The organism is Streptomyces sp. NBC_00012, from assembly GCF_045040875.1.
Classification (GTDB): Bacteria; Actinomycetota; Actinomycetes; order Streptomycetales; family Streptomycetaceae; genus Streptomyces.
The window spans coordinates 2,278,457-2,298,856 of sequence record NZ_CP108309.1 but is presented as its reverse complement, the minus strand read 5'-3'; the positions used below and the strand labels follow the sequence as shown (position 1 = coordinate 2,298,856).

17 protein-coding genes and 1 pseudogene are annotated in these 20,400 nt (G+C 69.1%); 13 read left to right on the top strand and 5 right to left on the bottom strand.

Annotation, left to right across the window (positions count from 1 at the left end; all coding sequences use genetic code 11):
* Positions 1-144: 144 nt before the first annotated feature.
* Positions 145-444, bottom strand: a complete 300-nt coding sequence (locus OHA19_RS10575; RefSeq protein ID WP_405749980.1) for a hypothetical protein — start codon at positions 442-444, stop codon at positions 145-147.
* A 101-nt stretch (positions 445-545) separates the two neighbouring features.
* Positions 546-1,028 (bottom strand): hypothetical protein, encoded by a 483-nt coding sequence (locus OHA19_RS10570; RefSeq protein ID WP_405749979.1) that lies wholly within the window; start codon positions 1,026-1,028, stop codon positions 546-548.
* 445 nt (positions 1,029-1,473) lie between these two features.
* Here OHA19_RS10570 and OHA19_RS10565 point away from each other — a divergent pair, with 445 nt between their 5' ends.
* The 7 genes and pseudogenes from OHA19_RS10565 to OHA19_RS10535 all read left to right on the top strand — a co-directional run bounded on the left by OHA19_RS10565 (position 1,474) and on the right by OHA19_RS10535 (position 10,321).
* Positions 1,474-2,214 carry a GntR family transcriptional regulator gene (locus tag OHA19_RS10565; RefSeq protein ID WP_405749977.1) on the top strand — a complete coding sequence of 247 codons (741 nt, stop codon included), beginning with the start codon at positions 1,474-1,476 and terminating at the stop codon, positions 2,212-2,214.
* Between the two features lie 250 nt (positions 2,215-2,464).
* Positions 2,465-3,346: pseudogene (locus tag OHA19_RS10560) on the top strand (DUF4192 domain-containing protein); the annotation flags it as partial.
* Between the two features lie 313 nt (positions 3,347-3,659).
* Positions 3,660-4,424 carry an NUDIX domain-containing protein gene (locus OHA19_RS10555; RefSeq protein ID WP_405716996.1) on the top strand — a complete coding sequence of 255 codons (765 nt, stop codon included), beginning with the start codon at positions 3,660-3,662 and terminating at the stop codon, positions 4,422-4,424.
* 112 nt (positions 4,425-4,536) lie between these two features.
* Positions 4,537-6,471 (top strand): ATP-binding cassette domain-containing protein, encoded by a 1,935-nt coding sequence (locus OHA19_RS10550; protein ID WP_405749976.1) that lies wholly within the window; start codon positions 4,537-4,539, stop codon positions 6,469-6,471.
* A 124-nt stretch (positions 6,472-6,595) separates the two neighbouring features.
* Positions 6,596-7,483 carry a FadR/GntR family transcriptional regulator gene (locus OHA19_RS10545; protein WP_405716998.1) on the top strand — a complete coding sequence of 296 codons (888 nt, stop codon included), beginning with the start codon at positions 6,596-6,598 and terminating at the stop codon, positions 7,481-7,483.
* A 326-nt stretch (positions 7,484-7,809) separates the two neighbouring features.
* Positions 7,810-9,357, top strand: a complete 1,548-nt coding sequence (locus tag OHA19_RS10540) for an RNA polymerase sigma factor (RefSeq protein WP_405749974.1) — start codon at positions 7,810-7,812, stop codon at positions 9,355-9,357.
* Positions 9,358-9,490: 133 nt separating this feature from the next.
* Positions 9,491-10,321 carry a S1 family peptidase gene (locus tag OHA19_RS10535; RefSeq protein WP_405717000.1) on the top strand — a complete coding sequence of 277 codons (831 nt, stop codon included), beginning with the start codon at positions 9,491-9,493 and terminating at the stop codon, positions 10,319-10,321.
* Positions 10,322-10,422: 101 nt separating this feature from the next.
* On the opposite strand, the gene OHA19_RS10530 is transcribed toward OHA19_RS10535, so the two are convergent.
* Positions 10,423-10,656: a hypothetical protein gene (locus tag OHA19_RS10530; RefSeq protein ID WP_024489001.1), complete on the bottom strand. Its 234-nt coding sequence runs from the start codon at positions 10,654-10,656 to the stop codon at positions 10,423-10,425.
* Positions 10,657-11,091: 435 nt separating this feature from the next.
* On the opposite strand from OHA19_RS10530, the gene OHA19_RS10525 reads away from it, so the two are divergent.
* The 6 genes from OHA19_RS10525 to OHA19_RS10500 all read left to right on the top strand — a co-directional run bounded on the left by OHA19_RS10525 (position 11,092) and on the right by OHA19_RS10500 (position 17,880).
* Entirely contained in the window at positions 11,092-13,212 is a 2,121-nt protein-coding gene (locus OHA19_RS10525) for a DNA topoisomerase IV subunit B (RefSeq protein ID WP_317862319.1), read from the top strand.
* A gap of 127 nt (positions 13,213-13,339) precedes the next feature.
* A complete protein-coding gene (locus tag OHA19_RS10520) occupies positions 13,340-13,885 on the top strand; it encodes a DUF1453 domain-containing protein (RefSeq protein ID WP_405717001.1) in 546 nt (181 codons plus the stop codon).
* Positions 13,882-15,045, top strand: coding sequence for a sensor histidine kinase (locus OHA19_RS10515; protein ID WP_405717002.1), 1,164 nt, complete (start codon positions 13,882-13,884; stop codon positions 15,043-15,045). The genes OHA19_RS10520 and OHA19_RS10515 overlap by 4 nt, the downstream gene beginning before the upstream one ends.
* Positions 15,042-15,716 (top strand): response regulator, encoded by a 675-nt coding sequence (locus tag OHA19_RS10510; RefSeq protein WP_405717003.1) that lies wholly within the window; start codon positions 15,042-15,044, stop codon positions 15,714-15,716. Before OHA19_RS10515 ends, OHA19_RS10510 begins: the two co-directional genes overlap by 4 nt.
* A 131-nt stretch (positions 15,717-15,847) precedes the next feature.
* Entirely contained in the window at positions 15,848-16,291 is a 444-nt protein-coding gene (locus tag OHA19_RS10505; protein WP_405721936.1) for a DUF485 domain-containing protein, read from the top strand.
* On the top strand, positions 16,288-17,880 hold the full coding sequence (locus OHA19_RS10500) for a cation acetate symporter (RefSeq protein WP_405717004.1): 1,593 nt from the start codon (positions 16,288-16,290) through the stop codon (positions 17,878-17,880). The genes OHA19_RS10505 and OHA19_RS10500 overlap by 4 nt, the downstream gene beginning before the upstream one ends.
* Before the next feature lie 82 nt (positions 17,881-17,962).
* Here OHA19_RS10500 and OHA19_RS10495 read toward each other — a convergent pair whose 3' ends face one another.
* A complete protein-coding gene (locus OHA19_RS10495; RefSeq protein ID WP_405717005.1) occupies positions 17,963-18,646 on the bottom strand; it encodes a response regulator in 684 nt (227 codons plus the stop codon).
* Positions 18,643-20,307, bottom strand: a complete 1,665-nt coding sequence (locus OHA19_RS10490) for an ATP-binding protein (protein ID WP_405717006.1) — start codon at positions 20,305-20,307, stop codon at positions 18,643-18,645. The genes OHA19_RS10495 and OHA19_RS10490 overlap by 4 nt, the downstream gene beginning before the upstream one ends.
* Between the last annotated feature and the right edge of the window lie 93 nt (positions 20,308-20,400).

Genomic DNA, 20,400 nt, shown 5'->3' with positions numbered 1-20,400 from the left:
GGACCACCGCTCCGGCCTGGTTGATCGGTACTCAGCAGCCGCAGTGCTGCGAGGGGGTGTCGGACTCGAACCACCGGCCGCACTGATCGCACTGCCACTGGCTCGCCAGGACCGCGAACAAGCGGACCGCCCGCCGCACCGCGCTCACCGGACCGGCCTCCCGACCACCCGGTCAAGGACCGCGTCGACCACGACCGTGTAATGGTCGGTCGCCTGCGTCAGCCGGGCCACGAAGCCGCGGTCGTCGCTCTTCTCGCAGGCGTCCTCAACCGTGCTCAGCAGCTCGTCGAGCCGGTCCAGGTGGCTGCTCAGCCACCGCCAGCCCACCGGCCCGTGCACCATGTCGACCACGCGCTCCACCGTCAGCAGCAGGGCCGCGTAGACGACGAGGCCCAGGGCTGCCGCCCGGCGCTTGTAGATCTCGGTATTGATACGGTCTCGCATGCGTTCTCCCTGGTGATTCGGTCGGAGCGTGAAGGCCCCCGGGGCGGCGTCGTAGGCCACCCGGGGGCCTCTGCGTTGTACGGGGCCAGCCGGTGAACAGGTCAGGCCGCGGCCAGGAGGGGCGCGTCGTCGGCGGCCGGGGTGGGCAGCGCCTGGACGGCGGCCAGCTCGGTGATGCGGAGCGACGGGGCGCAGGGCCGCATCGGAACCGGACCGAGGCCGAGCCGGGCGTAGGTGTCGCGGATCGATTCGAGGTCCGGGGTCAGCCGCGAGGACTGCACCCGCTCGACCTGCCAGCGGCCGTAAAGGCCGGCGGGCAGTCGACCCAACGTCTTCTTCGCCTTCCGCTTGGTGCGGTCGGCGGCGCGGGCCTGGTCGACGGCGATGTCGTACGCGGCCGCGGCTTCCTCGATCGCCTCGGCGGTCGGCATCTCCTCGTCGGTGAAGACGTCGGCCGGGTCCGGGACCGTCGGGTCGGTGTCGGCGGTGCGGACCAGGGCGGCCGGGGCGACGACCGAGCGGACGGCATCGGCGACGGTACGGAACACGCGGCCGAAGCGGGCGGTACGGATGGTGCGGCCCATGGGGACCTCCTGGGGTGATCGGTGCAGGTACACAGCCCCGGGCGGTCGTAGCGCCGATGGAGCCGTAGGAGTGGCCGAGCGGCCAACGGCCGCCCCATCTGGTGGGACGCCTGGTCACTGCTCGGACACGCGAAGGCCCGCCCGCAAGGGGCGGGCCCGCGTCAAAGATCAGTTGTTGCTTCTGCACCAGCGACGGTGCTTCTCCGGCTTCCGGCTGTGACCCCTTTCGCGTAGGGCCGGAGCCGGTGGCAGACAAGTCGATGCCGGTACTCCGCGTGCCCTCCCGTATTCCGGTCCGGGTGACCGTTGTGGAGTTGTCTCGCCCCGGTGTCACCGTGGAACGTAGGTAGAACGTACCACGTGTTGCAGGGTACGTACTACCACTCAGCGGTGGTACGTTCTATGTGTTGGCTGCGATCCGTGGCCACGGAGGAGGGAGATCAACATGGGAGCCCGCAAGGGGTATGCGGACGTCGCGGCCCACTACCGGCGGCTTATCGCGGCGGGGGACCTCCGTCCCGGTGACGCCATGCCGACCGTGAACGCAGTAGCCGAGGAGCACGGCGTGGCGCGGAACACCGCTGCCCGGTCCTACGAGGTGCTCAGGAAGGAGGGCCTGATCGCGACGAACGCGGGCGCCGGCACAACCGTCACCCGGCGGCCCCTCGTCGCTCCGCCGACCGGCGCGGCCCGGGTTGACCGGCTCAAGGACGGCGGCAGCAACTACGCCCCCGGCGAAACCTCCACCGGTCACGAGGCGGTCCTACGGTCCTGCGCTGACCCGGGTATCTGCCGTGACCTGGAGATCGAGCCTCACGACGAGGTGGTCGTCCGGCGACGCGTGTTCCGCCAGGACGGGAAGCCGGTCATCCTCGGCATCTCCGTGATCCACATGCGTGCGCTTGCCGAAGTCCCGATCCTGCTCCAGCAGGGGCGCCTCGAGCGCCTGTGGCACGAGGACTACGAAGAGGCGACCGGTCGCCCCATCCACGGCTCCCCGGAGCTTCGCGCAGCCCGGCACGCGACGCGGGATGAGATCGCAGCCCTAGAGATCCCCGTGCCAGCGGATGCCGACGTGGCGGTGCCGGTGCTGGTCACGCGGACTGTGTGGCACGACGAGTTCGGGCCGATCGAGGTGTGGGAGGACATCCACGCCCCGGGCATCTGGCACGCGTCGAAGCAGTGACCCGTGCTCGGCCCCGCATACGACAGTGCCCCCGCTCCGTAGACGGAGAGCGGGGGCACTGCGCTGTAGAAGAGGCTGCTTTCGCGTTGGCGGCACGAGCGCGGGGCACGTTGTGCCCTCGGCAATAGTCAGAGGGCACAGTGAGGGCACAAGGCAGCGACTAACGACGCGAAACAGCGCCAAATGATGGCAGCAGTTTTAGCAGGTCAATCGGGTTTTTGCAGAGACGCCGCAGGTCAGAGATCCCCCTGGGCGTTTCTGGTCCTACTGCTGTCCGGACAAGCGTTGCTGTCCGGCGGAGGGCAACCAGCTGGCCATGCCCGGCACCTCGGTGATGGCGGCCGCTGCCGCTTACGCGGGTATTCAAGTACGCGGAACGCTACGGGAGATGGAAGCGAGGCTCGCACCTCTCACGACCTCGGCGGCAGCAGGTCAGCAACGCGCGCTCGATTCGACGGGTGTCGAGATGATGCCCAGACTCCTCGATGAAGCGGCACGCAAGGATGTTGCCCGCGAGACCCTGGACCTGGCCCGGCAGCTCATGCAACGCCTCAAGGAGGCGCCGGTGGCGGCGCCGTCCGCCTCGGACTTCAGCGATGACCGGCTGATCAGTCACGACGAGGCAGCCGCGGTGATCCTCGGCCTGCAGGATCGGGAAACCCGCGACAGGGCAGCGGAGTGGATGGAAGGCCCGGAAGCCGCTTCGGCGCTGCGGCTCTGGCGCGCACTGGCCCGTCGTTGCGTGGCACCGTACGAGGAGCATGCCGCGGCACCGCTGACCCTGGCCGGATGGGTCTCGTGGTCGACGGGCGACGAACCGGGCGCGAGGGTTGCCCTGGGCCTCGCCCTGCGCGCGGATCCCACGTACACCTTCGCCCAACTGCTCCACGAGGCGTGCAACCAGGGCCTCGACCCGGAGACCCTGCGTCGATGCCTGCGCGGGGAGCGCAGTGCGCGGACGGGGCGTCGTGGGCACCGGACGGACCGGAGCACGCGACCCCGCACAGCGCGGCCGACCACCGCGCGCCGGAAGAAGCCCTCGTCCGGCTCCACCCGTCCCGAATCGGCGACCACCAGGCGTCGGTCCGGGCAGTCCACCCACGGTCGGCGTGTATCCCGTGACGACGGATGACCCCGCATGCCCCTGCTGCCGCGACGCCTCGCGTCACCGCCGCACATTGAGATACCCGGCCCAGGGCCCTGCGGTGCCGTGGCGGCATGTGTTCTGACGTTGCATCAGGACAGGGAGCTGCATCCAGTGCTCCGGACGTCGTCGGCTCAGAGGAATGGACGGTCCGCGCGGCGAAACCGATGCCAGTGGGGGTGCGGGTGCGTGCTGCGATTGTCGGCCGGCCCCTGCCGTGCTGATCGTGCTCTTCCAAGAGCTCCTGGAAGAGCACCGCGAAGGGAGTGTTTATCGTCAGGCAGACGACTATGATCACGGCATGCCGCCCTACGACCCGTCGACCTTCCCGCCCTTCGCTGTCACCGTCGACCTGGTCGTGCTCACGGTGCGCCGCCACGCGCTCTGCGCGCTGGTGGTGCGCCGTGGTGAGCCACCGTTCCAGGGGCGATGGGCGCTGCCCGGCGGATTCGTCAGAGCCGATGAGGATCTCGGTGCCGCAGCTGCGCGCGAGCTCGTCGAGGAGACCGGTCTGTGCGCCCAGGATCCGGCAGCCCCGGCGGTCGGGAACGGTGCCCACCTCGAACAGCTCGCCACCTACGGCGCCCCAAGTCGTGACCCGCGGATGCGAGTCGTCAGTGTCGCCCATCTCGCCCTGGCGCCCGATCTGCCGGCCCCGCGGGCGGGCGGCGATGCGAACAGTGCGCGATGGGCCTCCGTCGAAGACCTGCTCGGGGCGGACGGGAGCCTTGGCCACGAGGGCGAAAACCAGGCCCCGCTGGCCTTCGATCACGCACAGATCCTTGCCGACGGGGTCGAACGCGCCCGTTCCAAGATCGAATACTCCTCCCTGGCCACCGCTTTCTGTCCGCCGGAGTTCACGGTCGGCGAGCTCCGGAGAGTGTACGAGGCGGTGTGGGGAGTGGTTCTCGACCCGCGGAACTTCCATCGCAAGGTCACCGGCACCCCCGGCTTCCTGGTGCCCACCGGCGGGACGACCACACGCCAGGGCGGCCGCCCAGCCCAGCTCTTCCGGGCCGGTGCGGCCACCGTGCTCAACCCCCCGATGCTGAGGCCGGAAGTCTGACCTCGCGGAACGCCCACAGGCCTGGCGCTGCACAAAAAGTCCGATAAGTCGCGTTATCGTTCTGCGGTACCCGCACTGCCGTCGAGCGGTCTCACCTTCCGCGAGGGAAGCGATGCTCCAGGCCATCGGACTCACCAGTACGCCCCGCCGCGGTCTTCGGGCCGCCGTGGACGATCTCACCTTCGAAGCCCGGCCGGGCCATGTCACCGCACTTCTGGGCGCCCCGGGCTCAGGCAAGACCGCAGCTCTCCGCCTCATGCTCGAGCTCGACTCGGGGCGGGGGATCACTTACTTCCGGGGCAGACCGATGCACCGGATCCCGCACCCCGCGCGTGAGGTGGGAGTGCTGCTCGGCGACGTGCCGGGGCACCCTGTCCGTACGGCTCGCGGTCAGCTCCGGATGCTGTGCGCGGCCGGAGGTGTACCCGCGGCACGGGCCGATGAGCTGCTTGAGCTCGTAGGCCTCGCCGGGCTCCGTGACCAGCGCATCGGCTCACTCTCGCTTGGCATGGACAGACGCCTCGCCCTCGCTTCGGCGCTGCTGGGCGATCCGCACACACTCGTCCTCGACGATCCGACGGAAGGCCTCGCTCCACGCGAGGGCTGTTGGGTGCACGGACTGTTGCAGGCCCATGCGGGCCGGGGCGGGACCGTTCTGTACTCCACGACGGACCCCAAGGAGGCCGCGCGGGCCGCCGACCGCGTCGTCACCATCGACGGCGGTCGCCTGGTCGCCGACCAGGACGTCGATGACTTCTCCCGGACCCGCCTCCGCCCACGGGTCGCGGTCCGGACCCCACACGCGGCTCGCCTCGCCGCAATGGTCAGCCGCGAGGCCCGAGCGGCCCGGCGCTCGGTGGAGGTGGTAGCCGAAGCCGGCGGCCGTCTCGCGGTGTATGGCGCCTCGTGTGCGGAGATCGGCGACACGGCGTTCCGGCACGGGCTTCCGGTCCATCAACTGGCCGACGAGATCGGTGACGGCGGCCCCACGACGCCCAGGGGCGGCATGGGGCCCACGGGCCCCGAGGGCTCAACCGACCCAGGAGCCCTTGCGGGCCCCGCAAATCCCACGGGGCCTACGGACCCCAGAGATCACGCACACCCCGCAGGCCCTGCACACCCCGCAGACCTCGCAGGGCGAGGCCGTGGCGAAGGGGCGGGAGATCCGCGACCGGGCGCGCGAGGGGACATGCGGGCATCGGTGCCGGAGACGGCGCTTCCCATCCGGCGCCGCCCGGCCCGCGGTCCGCTTCATCCGCTGCGCTACGAGTTGCGCCGTCTGCTCGGCGTCAGAACAACCACGTTGATCATGGCCGCTGTTCTGGCCGTCTCCGTCGGACTCTCCGTGCTCCTCGCCCGCAACGGCCATGCGACGTTGCCGAGGGTGCTGGCGGCCTGGCCGTCGCTGCTGCCCCTGCCGCCTGCGGCGGTCGGAGCCGGACTGCTCGGCGCACTCTCCTTCGGTGACGAATTCCGCTACCCCGCGCTCGCCGCGGACCGTGGCACCGTCCCCCGCCGCCTGGGGCTGCTTCTGGCTAAACTGGCGGTGTCCGCGGGCGTCGCCGTGGTGCTCGCCCTGGCCGTCGTGCTGGTCTCCGTCGAAACCCTTCGCCTCGTGTACGGCCGTGACTGGATCCATGTGCCGCCGAATTCGGTTTCTCTGGGCACGAGCTGGGTGGCGCTGACCGTGGGCTGCGCCTGGGCGGGTCTTCTGGCCGCTGGGGTCTTCAGGGCGACGACGGCCGGTGTCGCCGCGGTGCTTGCTGTTCCCGTACTTGTTGTGCCGCTTGTCCAGATGGTGCTGATGGGGCCGGGATCCCGCCCGGTCGCCGGGTTGGCGGCCAGGCTCCGTGAACTGATGTGGCCGCGCTGGCCGCACGAGACGGACCGATGGATCGCCCTCGCCGTGGGCGTCGTGGCACATCCGGTGGGGGCCGCGTTGGCGCTCTCGCTGTCGGTTCTGGCCTGCGCATATCTGTTCACCGGCCTTCACGGCAGGGTCCGTTGGCGGTCGCAGAGGGCTGCCGGATCGAGTCAAGCCTCGTAGTCCTCTTGGGAATGCCCGGTTTATACCAGTAAAGCGTCAATTGGGGGGCGGGTGCCGATCACCCTTTCGTGTGCTTTTCACCAAAGACCTCAAGAGCCGAGTGAGCTACGCCGACAAAGGATGCGTGAGTACCCTTGCGCACACCATGATGACCGCCGCCCGCTCCGCCGATTCCGGCCTCGCCGGCCCGGGTGAAACCGATCGCTACTCGTACGCGGAGGCGCCGGCCGGCGAGCGAGCCGCTCTTCGCTCCTGGGACGGTCCCGACGCCGACCTCGGCCGGGTGGGCCGGCGGGGCTCGGCCAGCCGCGGCCGCGGCCTCCACGGCCAGCTCGTTCAGCAGCTGGGGCAGATGATCGTCTCCGGTGACCTGGGCGCCGACCGCCCCCTCGTGCCGGAAGAGATCGGCCAGCGTTTCGAGGTCTCCCGCACCGTCGTACGCGAGTCGCTGCGTGTCCTCGAAGCCAAAGGCCTGGTCAGCGCCCGGCCCAACGTGGGCACCCGGGTGCGCCCCGTCAGCGACTGGAACCTGCTGGACCCCGACATCATCGAATGGCGCGCCTTCGGTCCTCAGCGCGAGGACCAGCGTCGCGAGCTCGGGGAGCTCCGATGGACGATCGAACCCCTTGCCGCTCGTCTCGCCGCGGGCCACGGCCGTGAGGACATTCAGCAGCGCCTCGGTGACATGGTCGAGATCATGGGGCACGCGGTCGGGCAGGGCGACGCGATCACCTGTTCCCGGGCCGACGCGGAGTTCCACTCCCTGCTCATCCAGGCGGCGGGCAACCGCATGCTGGAGCACCTCTCGGGCATCGTGTCCGCGGCGCTGCAGGTTTCGGGCGGACCGGTCACGGGCTGTGACCGCCCGGGCGAGGCGTCCCTCGGCCACCACGCCCGGATCGTCGACGCCCTGGCGTCCGGTGACGCGGCGGGTGCCGAAGCGGCCATGCGTCAACTGCTCGTGGTCCACCCCGAGGTGGAGCGTGTGGTGCCGGCGCCCCGCGAGCACTGAGCGCAACACGGCCAGGGTGTGTGAACCGCGTGCGCCGGGCGGCCGCCACGGTCCGGCGGCACAGTTATGGGGAATTTGCACCCTTGGTCACGTTCATCGCAAATGAGGTGTGACTCGGGCCACGCGGATTGGGCGTAACACTCCTCGAAACAGTGCGATGACTTAAGAGGTGACCGTCGCGGAAGGAATACAGCAGCCGTTAAGTGCGCTGTGCAGTTCTGAGGCCAAACCCGCGCCGCCGGTACATTCCCAGCCCGGCGGTCGTCGGCTCCAGCCCTCTCCAGGGCCGGGCCGGAAGCCGTTTCCATCGTTCCGAGAGGTTGTTCGTGTCGGCCAGCACATCCCGTACGCTCCCGCCGGAGATCGCCGAGTCCGAGTCTGTGATGGCGCTCATCGAGCGGGGAAAGGCTGATGGGCAGATCGCCGGCGATGACGTGCGTCGGGCCTTCGAGGCTGACCAGATTCCGCCAACCCAGTGGAAGAATGTTCTGCGCAGCCTCAACCAGATCCTCGAGGAAGAGGGTGTGACGCTGATGGTCAGTGCCGCGGAGCCGTCCAAACGTGCCCGCAAGAGCGTCGCAGCGAAGAGCCCGGTCAAGCGCACCGCCACCAAGACTGTCGCGGCCAAGACAACCGTGACCAGGACTGTCGCGGCCACTGCCGCTCCGTCGGCAGAGACCGTGGACGTGGTGGCTGACGACGCTGCCACGGCCGGCCCTGCGAAGAAGACAGCAGCCAAGAAGACGGCTGCCAAGAAGACCGCCGTGAAGAAGACGGCGGCCAAGAAGACGGCATCGAAGAAGTCCGGAAAGCAGGACGACGAGCTCCTCGACGGAGACGAGGCGGTCGAGGAAGTAAAGGCTGGCAAGGGCGAGGAAGAGGAGGGCGAGGGCGAGAACAAGGGCTTCGTCCTCTCCGACGACGACGAGGACGACGCACCTGCGCAGCAGGTCGCCGTCGCCGGCGCCACCGCCGACCCGGTCAAGGACTACCTGAAGCAGATCGGCAAGGTTCCCCTCCTCAACGCCGAGCAGGAGGTCGAGCTCGCCAAGCGCATCGAGGCCGGTCTGTTCGCCGAGGACAAGCTGGCGAACTCCGACAAGCTCGCTCCGAAGCTCAAGCGCGAGCTGGAGATCATCGCCGAGGACGGTCGCCGCGCCAAGAACCACCTCCTGGAGGCCAACCTCCGTCTCGTGGTGTCGCTGGCCAAGCGTTACACCGGCCGCGGCATGCTCTTCCTGGACCTCATCCAGGAAGGCAACCTCGGTCTGATCCGCGCGGTCGAGAAGTTCGACTACACCAAGGGCTACAAGTTCTCCACGTACGCCACCTGGTGGATCCGTCAGGCGATCACCCGCGCCATGGCCGACCAGGCCCGCACCATCCGTATCCCGGTGCACATGGTCGAGGTCATCAACAAGCTCGCCCGTGTGCAGCGTCAGATGCTCCAGGACCTGGGCCGTGAGCCCACGCCGGAGGAGCTGGCCAAGGAACTCGACATGACCCCCGAGAAGGTCATCGAGGTCCAGAAGTACGGTCGTGAGCCGATCTCCCTCCACACCCCGCTGGGTGAGGACGGGGACAGCGAGTTCGGTGACCTGATCGAGGACTCCGAGGCGGTCGTCCCGGCCGACGCGGTCAGCTTCACGCTCCTCCAGGAGCAGCTGCACTCGGTGCTCGACACGCTCTCCGAGCGTGAGGCCGGCGTCGTCTCGATGCGCTTCGGTCTCACCGACGGCCAGCCGAAGACCCTGGACGAGATCGGCAAGGTCTACGGCGTGACGCGTGAGCGCATCCGTCAGATCGAGTCGAAGACCATGTCGAAGCTGCGCCACCCGTCGCGTTCGCAGGTGCTGCGCGACTACCTCGACTAGGTCGCAGAAGTACACGGACCGAGGGCCCGGATCCCATTGGGGGAGCCGGGCCCTCGGCCTATCAACGCGTGCGGTGGGCGACCGGCGGGATGACTCTGGGTGGGAATGGTTCACCACAGAGTCAGGAGTGCGCATGTCCCGTACCGTCTTCCGCGCCTTGACCCGGGCGTTCGCCCTGGTTGCCGCCACAGCCCTGATACCGCTCGGATCTCCTGCCTGGGCAGCCGAGGACGGCATCGTCATCGGTGGTCAGCCCGCACACGTCAAGGACAGCCCCTGGGTCGTGGCTCTTTCCAGCCGCGACCGGTTCGGAGAAGCGCGCGCCGGCCAGTTCTGCGGCGGAGTCGTGGTGGCGCCGAAGAAGGTGCTGACCGCAGCGCACTGCCTGAGCCGCGAGGCGCTCGGCGTCGATGTCGCCGGCTTGCGTGATCTGCGGGTCATCGCGGGCCGCGATGACCTGCGCGGGACCGGGGGCCAGGAGATCGCCGTACGGGAGACGTGGACCAACCCGGGATTCAATCCCCTCACGAACGCGGGGGACCTGGCAGTGCTCACCCTCGTCGAGGCGCTCCCCGAGAAGAGCGCGATCCCGATGGCCGAAGCCGGCGACGAGGCGTATGTACCGGGCACCGAGGCGGTCGTCTACGGATGGGGTGACACAACGGGCAACAGCGACTACACGTCGTCGCTGCGGTCCGCGAAAGTGAGCGTTCTGCCCGAAGCCGCGTGCGCGCAGGCATACTCGGGCGGCAGGAACGGCACGTACGACGCCTCAGCGATGCTCTGCGCGGGCGAACTGCTGGGCGGGCACGATGCATGCCAGGGCGACAGCGGCGGGCCGCTGGTGGCCCGTGGGCGGCTTATCGGGCTGGTCTCCTGGGGGAACGGCTGTGCCCGGGCCGGGAGCCCGGGCGTGTACACGCGGATCTCCGCTGCGATCGGCTGGATGCCGGACGTCGGCTGAACAGCATCACCGCGCAGGTACGAGAACGGGCGGCCCCCTTCTGGGGAGCCGCCCGTCGGCAGGTCCGGGACCTGGCCCTTGCTCGTCGTGGATGCGAGGTGTCAGTGTTGTTCCTCTTCGGCGGCTTGGGCCTGCACAGCCGTGAGCCGGTCCGTCTCATCCTGTATTTCCGCGGCGATCTTCTTGAGTTCCGGCTCGAACTTGCGACCGTGGTGGGCGCAGAAGAGCAGTTCACCGCCGCTGATGAGGACGACGCGCAGATATGCCTGGGCGCCGCAACGGTCACAGCGGTCTGCTGCGGTCAGCGGGCTCGCGGGGGTCAGAACAGTAGTCACGTCGCCTCTTCTCTAGCTCGACGAGCTGTCGTACCAGGGTCAACATCCAACCAGGCCGAAAACGTTCCCGCTCGTGGCTTTTCTTCGAAACTTCTTCTCGAGATGGCTGTCTGTTGCCGGTTGGCGGCGAATGTGCCGTATTGCGTAGCGCTACGGTTTCGCATTGCTTGTCTTGGTGGGATCCTCCCGGCTGGCTTGCCGGTTTGTTCATGAGGACGTGCCCGGAGCCTAAATGGTTCATGCCTGGAAGGGAACGTGATGTTCGCGTCACTCCTACGAGGGATCGAACGTGTATGCGAGGCTGGACTAGTGTGAGGGTTGTCGAAGGGTGGCGTTACAACCGCTCTACCAGGCCTCGGTACCCTCTCAGCGGCGACCGAAGCCGAGCCCGTTACCCACTGGGCCTCAAATGAAATTCAGCGAGGAGCGAACCGCGTGACCGCCGATACGTCCGTGCCGTCCACTGCGCTGCTGACCGGAGCAGACCGAGACGGCTCCAACTACACCGCGCGGCATCTGCTCGTACTCGAGGGGCTCGAAGCGGTTCGCAAGCGCCCCGGGATGTACATCGGGTCCACCGACAGCCGCGGCCTCATGCACTGCCTCTGGGAGATCATCGACAACTCCGTCGACGAGGCTCTGGGCGGTTACTGCGATCACATCGAGGTCATCCTCCACGACGACAATTCCGTGGAGGTCCGGGACAACGGGCGGGGTATCCCCGTCGATGTCGAGCCCAAGACAGGTTTGTCCGGCGTCGAGGTCGTGATGACCAAGCTGCACGCCGGTGGAAAGTTCGGCGGTGGCTCGTACGCCGCGTCCGGTGGTCTGCACGGTGTCGGCGCCTCCGTCGTCAACGCGCTCTCCGCCCGGCTCGACGTCGAGGTCGACCGCAGCAGTGCGACGCACTCGATCAGCTTCCGGCGCGGAGTCCCTGGAATCTTCACCGAACAGGGGCCGGACAGTCCGTTCGACCCGGCCAACGGCCTGCTCAAGGGCAAGCGGGTGCCGAAGGCGCGCACCGGCACCAGGGTGCGTTACTGGGCGGACCGGCAGATCTTCCTCAAGGACGCCAAGCTCAACCTGGAGACGCTCCACCAGCGGGCGCGGCAGACGGCCTTCCTCGTTCCGGGCCTCACGATCGTGGTCCGCGACGAGCGCGGACTCGACGGCGAAGGCAAGACCGAGGAGACCTTCCGCTTCGACGGCGGCATCAGCGAATTCTGTGAGTACCTCGCCCAGGACAAGGCGGTCTGCGACGTCCTGCGTCTGACCGGGCAGGGCACCTTCAAGGAAACCGTGCCGGTCCTGGACGAGCGCGGTCACATGACCGCGACCGAGGTCACGCGTGAGCTCGCGGTCGACATCGCCCTGCGCTGGGGCACCGGATACGACACCAATCTGAAGTCCTTCGTCAACATCATCGCCACCCCCAAGGGCGGCACGCATGTGACCGGATTCGAGCGCTCCGTGACCAAGACGGTCAACGAGGCGCTGCGCTCCGCCAAACTGCTCCGCGTCGCCGAGGACGACATCGTCAAGGACGACGCGCTGGAGGGCCTCACCGCGGTGGTCACCGTGCGCCTGGCCGAGCCGCAGTTCGAGGGCCAGACCAAGGAGGTGCTCGGTACCTCGGCGGCCAACCGGATCGTGGCCAACGTCGTGGCCAAGGAACTCAAGGCGTTCCTGACCTCGACGAAGCGCGACGCGAAGGCCCAGGCCAGGGCGGTCCTGGACAAGGCCGTCGCGGCCGCGCGGACGCGCATCGCGGCCCGCCAGCACAAGGACGCACAGCGTCGCAAGACGGCGCTGGAGTCCTCCTCGCTGCCGGCGAAGCTCGCCGACTGCCGCAGCGACGACGTGGACCGCAGTGAACTGTTCATCGTCGAGGGCGACTCCGCGCTCGGTACGGCGAAGCTCGCCCGGAACAGTGAGTTCCAGGCGCTGCTGCCGATTCGGGGCAAGATTCTCAACGTTCAGAAGGCGTCCGTCTCGGACATGCTGAAGAACGCCGAGTGCGGCGCGATCATCCAGGTCATAGGAGCCGGGTCCGGCCGGACCTTCGATATCGACGCGGCTCGCTACGGGAAGATCGTCCTGCTGGTGGACGCCGATGTCGACGGCGCGCACATCCGCGTTCTGCTGCTGACGCTCTTTCAGCGGTACATGCGGCCCATGGTCGAGGCCGGACGGGTCTTCGCCGCGGTGCCCCCGCTCCACCGGATCGAGCTGGTCCAGCCGAAGAAGGGCCAGGACAAGTACATCTACACGTACTCGGACAACGAGCTGCGCCAGCGGCTGCTGGAGCTCCAGCGGAAGAACGTCCGGTACAAGGACTCGATCCAGCGGTACAAGGGCCTGGGCGAGATGGACGCCGACCAGTTGGCGGAGACCACGATGGACCCGCGCCACCGCACCCTGCGGAGGATCAACATCGGTGACCTGGAAGCGTCTGAGCAGGTCTTCGATCTGCTGATGGGCAATGAGGTGGCGCCGCGCAAGGAGTTCATCACCAGCTCCGCCGCCACCCTGGACCGCTCGCGCATCGACGTCTGAGCGACGCCGTCTCCACCCACGGGTGGAGACGGCACCTCCACCCGTGATCAACCCGTGAGCCCATGCTCCGGCCCGGCCGCTTCCGTAGCGTCGAAGGCGTTCACCTTCCCGCACGTCGGAGGCAGCCATGTCAGGGCTCGTCAACGTTCTGGTGATCGGCGCAGTGATCGCTGTTGTCGTCGTTCGTCAGTGCTCGGCACAGCAGATCACGGACGACCGGCGCTGGTGGATCCTGCCGGGTGTACTTCTCGTCCTGTCGCTGCGCGAGTCCGGGCTGGCGGATCCGCGTCACACGGCGCTGTCCATGGCGATCCTGGGCGCGGAGCTGATGGTGGGGCTCGTGACGGGCGCCGGCTGGGCCTGGACCACTCGGCTGTGGCGTGAGGCGGACAGCTCGCTTTGGTGCAAGGGCACCAAGGCCACCGTCTTCGTCTGGACAGCCGGACTGGTGCTGCGGGCGGCCCTCTACGGGGCTGCCGCACTGATGGGCATACACCAGGGCACCGCGGCCCTACTGGCGGCCCTCGCTGTGATGCTGGCGGCGCGCGGAGGTGCGCTGATGTGGCGGGCGGGGCAGATACGTCCGGCGTACGGCGACTCCGCGTACGGTGGATCCGGGTATGGGGGCGGCGACGGGATGATGTCGCGGTCGGCGTGGAAGGACCGCGTATGACGCGTACGACCTGGACCAGCTGGCCGTCCTGGGAAGCCCTGTCGGGGACGAGCCACACCCGTCCGCGGAGGGTGCTCACCTGGTCCGTCCGGGTGGGGCTGCTCACCGCCATGCTCTGGGGCACATTCAGTGGTGGACGGTTCGGGCCCTGGGAGATCGTGCTCGGTCTGGTGGGCGTACTGGGCTGTGCGTTCGCCGCATGGGCACTCTTCCGGACCAGTCTGGAACACCGGCTGTGGCTGTCGCTCGGACTGCTGGCGTTGTTGATGCTCATGGCGTTCGGGGCGCAGCAGGCCGGTGCCGATGTGCCTGCAGTGATCCTGTGGTGCGGCTGTGCGATCGCCGCGCTGGAGCGGTTGCCGCTCACGGCGGGCCTTCCGGCCGCGGCCGTCGCACTCGGCGCGTACGCCGCCGTCAGCACCGATGGCTGGCTCTCCACAGTCCTGTCCACAGCGGGTCTCTCGCTGGCGGGCTACGTGCTCCGGCTGGATGCCGAAGCCCGGGGCAACGCCCAGCGGCTCCTGGTGCAGGAGCGTGCTGCCCGCAAGGCCGAGGCCGAGACGGCCGCGCTGGACGAGCGGGCCAGGATAGCGCGGGAGATACACGATGTGCTTGCCCACAGCCTCTCCGCCCAGTTGGTGCATCTGGAGGCGGCACGGCTGCTGATCGAGCGGGAGCCCGCAGGGGAGTTCCGGGACCAAGTGCTGGAACGGGTCGTGGCGGCACGTTCCATGGCACGTGAGGGGCTCGCGGAGACCCACCAGGCTCTCTCCGCGCTTCGGGGGGAGGTGTCTCCGGTGGAGGAGTTCCTGCGGCAGCTGGTAGTCGGGGATCCGGCGCAGGTCAGCGTGGAGGGCGAGCAGCGTTCACTGACCGCCGAGGCATCGCAGACGGTCCGGCGGGTGGCGCAGGAGGCCCTGACCAATGTGCGCAAGCACGCACCCGGAGCCAGGGTTCTCGTACGGCTGGAGTATTTGCCGGACGAAGTCGCCTTGGAGGTCAGTGATTCGGGTGGACGAAGACCCGAGGGCGAGCTGTCCGGCAGTGGGGCCGGATACGGTCTGCTCGGGATGAGGGAACGGGCCGCGCTGTTGGGCGGGACGCTGGAGGCCGGTCCCGGCGAGGAGGGTTTTGTGGTGAGTCTGCGAGTGCCGGCGTGAACGCGCGGGTCGTGGTCGCCGACGACCAGTCGGTGGTGCGTGAGGGGATCGTGATGCTGTTGGGGCTGTTGCCCGGAATCGAGGTGGTCGGATCGGCGAAGGACGGTGAGGAGGCCGTGGAGCTCGTGGCCGAACTGGCCCCCGATGTCGTCCTGATGGATCTGCGGATGCCCCGGTGCGACGGGGCGGAGGCGACGCGACGGATCCGCAGGGAGCATCCGGGGACCCAGGTGGTGGTGCTCACGACCTTCGCGGACGACGACTCGCTCTTCCCGGCGCTGAGGGCAGGAGCCCGCGGCTATCTCACCAAGGACGCCGGGGGCGAGGAGATCGTGCGGGCCATCCAGGCGGTGCTGTCCGGCGAAGCCGGCCTCTCCCCCAGCGTGCAGCGCCGTCTGCTGGAGCGCGTGACCACGGACCCGCTGCCCCCGGTGGCGCCCGACCCGGAGTTGCCCGACGGCCTGACGCCACGTGAGCTGGAAGTGCTGGTGCTGATCGCGGAGGGGCTGTCCAATCCGGAGATCGCCCGCAGCCTGCACATCTCGCAGGCCACCGTGAAAAGCCACATCAATAATCTCTTCGCCAAGGCCGGAGTGCGTGACCGGGCACAGGCCGTTCGCTATGCGTACGTTCGGGGCCTCGCACAGCCGCCCGGACGAGCCGTCACCTGAAGAGGTGAAGACCGGCGAATGAACTGCCCGGGATCTTCCCGATCTGCCCATTCTTGGGTACACGGCCGAAGTGGTCCGTGGACAAGGGGAGTTGTTCCGTAGAGAAGGAAGCAGGGCGTGAGGCCGCAGCGATGCGACTCGACGACCCGTGGTACGACGCGCTGGCCTCCGGATGGGGCGAGCTGGACGGTACGGGAAGCTTCGCTCCCGCCGGGCCACCCGGGCCCGCGGACCCGCGGCGCGGCCACAGCGCGGCCGACATCTATCTGGAGGTGCAGCGCAGCGAGGCATTCCAGGAGGTGCGCCGTCGGTACCGGCGGTTCGTCGTCCCCGCCACCCTCGCCTTCCTCGCCTGGTACCTCGTCTACGTCGTCGCCGCGATCACCGCGCCCGGACTGATGGCCCGCCCGGTGGCGGGGGTGGTCAATGTGGCGATGGTCGCGGGGCTCGGGCAGTTCCTCACGACCTTCCTGCTCACCGGGGCGTACGCGCGCCACGCGCGGCTGCGCAGGGACCGGGCCGCACTCGAACTGCGCTGGGAGACACAGGAGATGACGAGAGGGGCCGGACGTTGAACGGGAACCATCAGACGCTGGCGCTTCTGCTGTTCAGCGCCTTCATCGCGGTGACACTCGCCATCACCGCCTGGGTGAGCCGCAACCGCCATGGTTCGGCGGAGGAGTTCTACGCGGGCGGCCGTCTGTTCTCTCCCATGGAGAACGGTTTCGCCATCGCGGGCGACTACATGTCGGCCGCCTCATTCCTCGGCATCTCGGGTCTGATCGCCCTCTTCGGCTATGACGGCATGCTCTATTCGGTCGGCTTCCTCGTCGCCTGGCTCGTCGTCCTGCTGCTCGTCGCCGAACTGGTGCGCAACTGCGGCCGGTTCACGCTCGCCGACGTGGTGGCGGCGCGGATGGCGGAGCGCCCGGTCCGGATCGCGGCAGGCACTTCGTCCGTCACCGTCTCCGTGCTCTATCTGGTGGCGCAGATGGTGGGCGCGGGCAGCCTGGTCGCTCTGCTCCTCGGCGGTACGAGCGGCGCCGCCCGCTCCTGGACCGTCATCGGTGTCGGGGCACTCATGGTCATCTACGTGTCACTCGGCGGTATGCGCGCCACCACCTGGATCCAGATCGTCAAGGCCGTTCTGCTGATGGCGGGAGCGGTCGTGCTCACCGTTCTCGTCCTGCTCCGCTTCCACGGCGATTTCAACGCCCTGCTCGACTCCGCCGCCGAACGCAGTGGTAACGGAAGCAGGTTCCTCGCGCCGGGTCTCCGGTACGGCGGATCGTGGACCGCGCGTATCGACTTCATCAGCCTGGGACTGGCGCTGGTGCTCGGTACCGCCGGGCTGCCGCACATCCTGTCGCGGTTCTACACCGTGCCCACCGCGCGTGCGGCCCGCCGTTCGGTCGTCTGGTCGATCGTGCTCATCGGCAGCTTCTATCTGATGACGATCGCGCTCGGGTTCGGAGCGGCCGCTCTGGTCGGTTCGGCCGACGTGCGGGCGTCCAACGCCGCGGGCAACACGGCGATCCCGCTGCTGGCCATGGAGCTGGGCGGCGGTGAGGGGTCCACTGGGGGCGCGATCCTGTTCGCTGTGGTCGCCGCGGTAGCCTTCGCGACCATCCTCGCGGTCGTCGCGGGGATCACCCTCGCCTCATCCGCCTCAGTGGCCCATGACCTCTACGCCTCGATCAGGCGCCCGGGCTCCAAGCAGTACAGCGAGGTCGCCGTGGCCAGGATGGCCGCGGCCGCGATCGGGGTGGCCGCCATCGGGCTGGGGCTGATCGCCCAGGACCTGAATGTGGCGTTCCTGGTGGGGCTCGCTTTCGCAGTCGCCGCCTCGGCCAACCTTCCGGTGCTCCTGTTCTCCCTGTTCTGGCGGAATTTCACCACCCGGGGCGCGGTCTGGTCCGTCTACGGCGGGCTGATTCCCGCAGTGCTGCTCGTGTTGCTTTCGCCGGTCGTCTCCGGCAGCCCCGCCTCGCTCTTCCCGGGCGTCGATTTCCAGCTCTTCCCGCTGGAGAACCCCGGATTGGTCTCCATCCCCCTGGGCTTCCTGGCCGGCTGGGTCGGCACGGTCACCTCCGCCGATCCGCCCGACGAGGCCAAGCACGCGGAGACCGAGGTCCGCGCACTGACCGGGGCGGGTGCGGTGTAGCCCCCCGCCACCGCAGCGCCCGCACCGCCCGGCCGGCCCGGCACGGCGCCGGTACGGACGGGCGGTGCGGGACCGGCCGGGGTCAGGTCTGTGTGCCGGTGGACCAGGTATAGCGGTGCTCCGGGCGGCCCGTCTCGCCGTACCGCAGTGACAGCCGCACCCTGCCGGTTCGTTCCAGCAGTTTCAGATAGCGCTGGGCGGTCTGCCTGCTCATGCCGGCGCTCTCCGCGATCTCCTGCGCGGAGAGCGGCCCGTCGGCACTCCGGAGCGCCTGCCTGACCAGTTCCGCCGTGGTCGGTGAGTGGCCTTTGGGTAGATCGGGTTCGCCCGCCGCCCACAGGGCGCCGAAGAGCCGGTCCACCTCACCCTGTTCGGCCTCGCCGCCGCGTTCCAGCGTGTGGCGCAGCGCCGCGTACGCCTCCAGTTTGGTGCGCAGCCCCGAGTACGCGAACGGCTTCACCAGGTACTGCAGCGCGCCGTGCCGCATGGCCTCCTGGACAGTGGCGACATCGCGCGCCGCCGTCACCATGATCACGTCGGTGTGGTGACCGAGCCTGCGTAGCTCCCGCACCATGGCCAGGCCGTTGCGGTCGGGCATGTAGTGGTCCAGCAGCACCAGGTCCACGGTCCGGCTCTCGATCGTGGTGAGCGCTTCGGCGGCGGAGTGCGCCTGGGCGGTCACCCGGAATCCAGGCACCCTGGCGACATAGGCCGCGTTGACCTTCGCGACCCGGATGTCGTCGTCCACGACCAGGACCTCGATCACTGAGCTTCTCCCACGATTCCGCTATCCGTTTCGGTCATTTCCACCGTGCCGGCGAGGGCCTCCGGCAGCACGACGGTGAACTCGGCGCCGCCCTCCACGCTCTCGTCGACGGTCACGCCGCCACCCTGCCGTTCCGCCAGCCGCCGCACCAGGGCGAGGCCCAGGCCGCGCTTGCCGTGTGCCGGGAGCTCCTTCGTCGACCAGCCCTCCGTGAAGATCGATTCACGCTGTCCGGGCGGCACCCCGGGGCCGCTGTCGCTGACCCGCAGCACCACCGTACGGCCCTCGGCACGCAGACCCACCTCGACCAGAGCGCCGTCCGTGCCGGCCGCCGCGTCCAGCGCGTTGTCCACGAGGTTGCCGACGACAGTGACCAGCCCGCGAGGGTCCACCAGCCGGTCCGGGAGGAGTGTCCCCGGGGCCAGACGCAGTGCGGTACCGCGCTCCGCCGCCACGGTCGCCTTGCCGACCAGGAGCGCGGCCAGCAACGGATCGTGCACCTTCTCGGTGACCTGCTCGGCGGTCGCCCGGTGGACGCCCACGATCTCGGTGACGTACTCCATGGCGTCCTCGTGCATGTCCAGTTCCAGCAGCCCAAGGAGCGTGTGCATCCGGTTGGCGTGCTCGTGGTCCTGGGCCCGCAGCGCGTCGATCAGGCCACGCGTCGAGTCGAGCTCGCGGCCGAGGTGTTCGAGTTCGGTGCGGTCGCGGAGCGTAGCGACGGCACCGCCGTCGTCGGTCGGCATCCGGTTGGCGAGCAGGACACGGGTGCCCTGCACCGTCAGCAGATTGTCGCCGAGCACCCGGCCCGCCAGCACATCGGCGGTCCGCCCCGCGCCGAGCACGGTGTCCAGCGGACGGCCCGCGGCGTCCGGACCGAGCCCGAGCAAGCGCTGCGCCTCGTCGTTCAGGAGGCGTATCCGGCCCGTCCGGTCGAGGGCGACCACCCCTTCCCTGATGCCGTGCAGCATCGCCTCGCGCTCCGTCAGCAGCGCGGAGATGTCGGAGAACGCGAGATCGTGGGTCTGCCGCTGGAGGCGCCGGGAGATCAGATAGGCGGCCAGCGCCCCGACGGCGAGAGCACCGCCCGCGTAGGCGAACAGCCCGGGGATCGTGGCGAGGAGCCGGGCGCGGACGCTGTCGTACGCGATTCCGACGGAGACGGCGCCCACGATGTGCTGCGTCTCATCGCGCAGTGGCACCTTCCCGCGGGCGGAGCGGCCGAGCGTCCCGCTGTCGATCTCCATGACGTTCCGGCCCGCGAGCGCGTCGCTCGGGTCGGTGGAGACGATCTTGCCGATCTCGTCGGCGTCGGTGTGCGACCAGCGCACCCCGTGCCGGTCCATGACGACGACGTACTCGGCGCCGGTGGCGCGCCTGATCCGCTCGGCCGCGGACTGCACCGGTCCGGCGGGGGACGGGGCCGTGGCGAGCAGCGCCTCGGTGACCTGCGGCTGGGCCGCCGTGCTCTGCGCGATGGCCAGGGCACGGCGCATCGCCTGGTCGTCGAGCTGCGCGCTGAGCGGTGCCAGGAAGAGACCGGTGGCGAGCACGGTGACGCCGGTGGCGATGGCCAGCTGCATCAGAAGCACCTGGGAGAAGACGCGCTGCGGCCAGACGGGCCGGCGTGCTCTCCTGGCGGTGGGCGGTGGGGCGCTCATCGTATGAACGGTAAGGGGCATTCCGGTGCTTTCCGAATTCCCCTCACGCATTCCTCTTGCGCATTCGCCTCGCGCGCTTCTCCCGCGGACTGT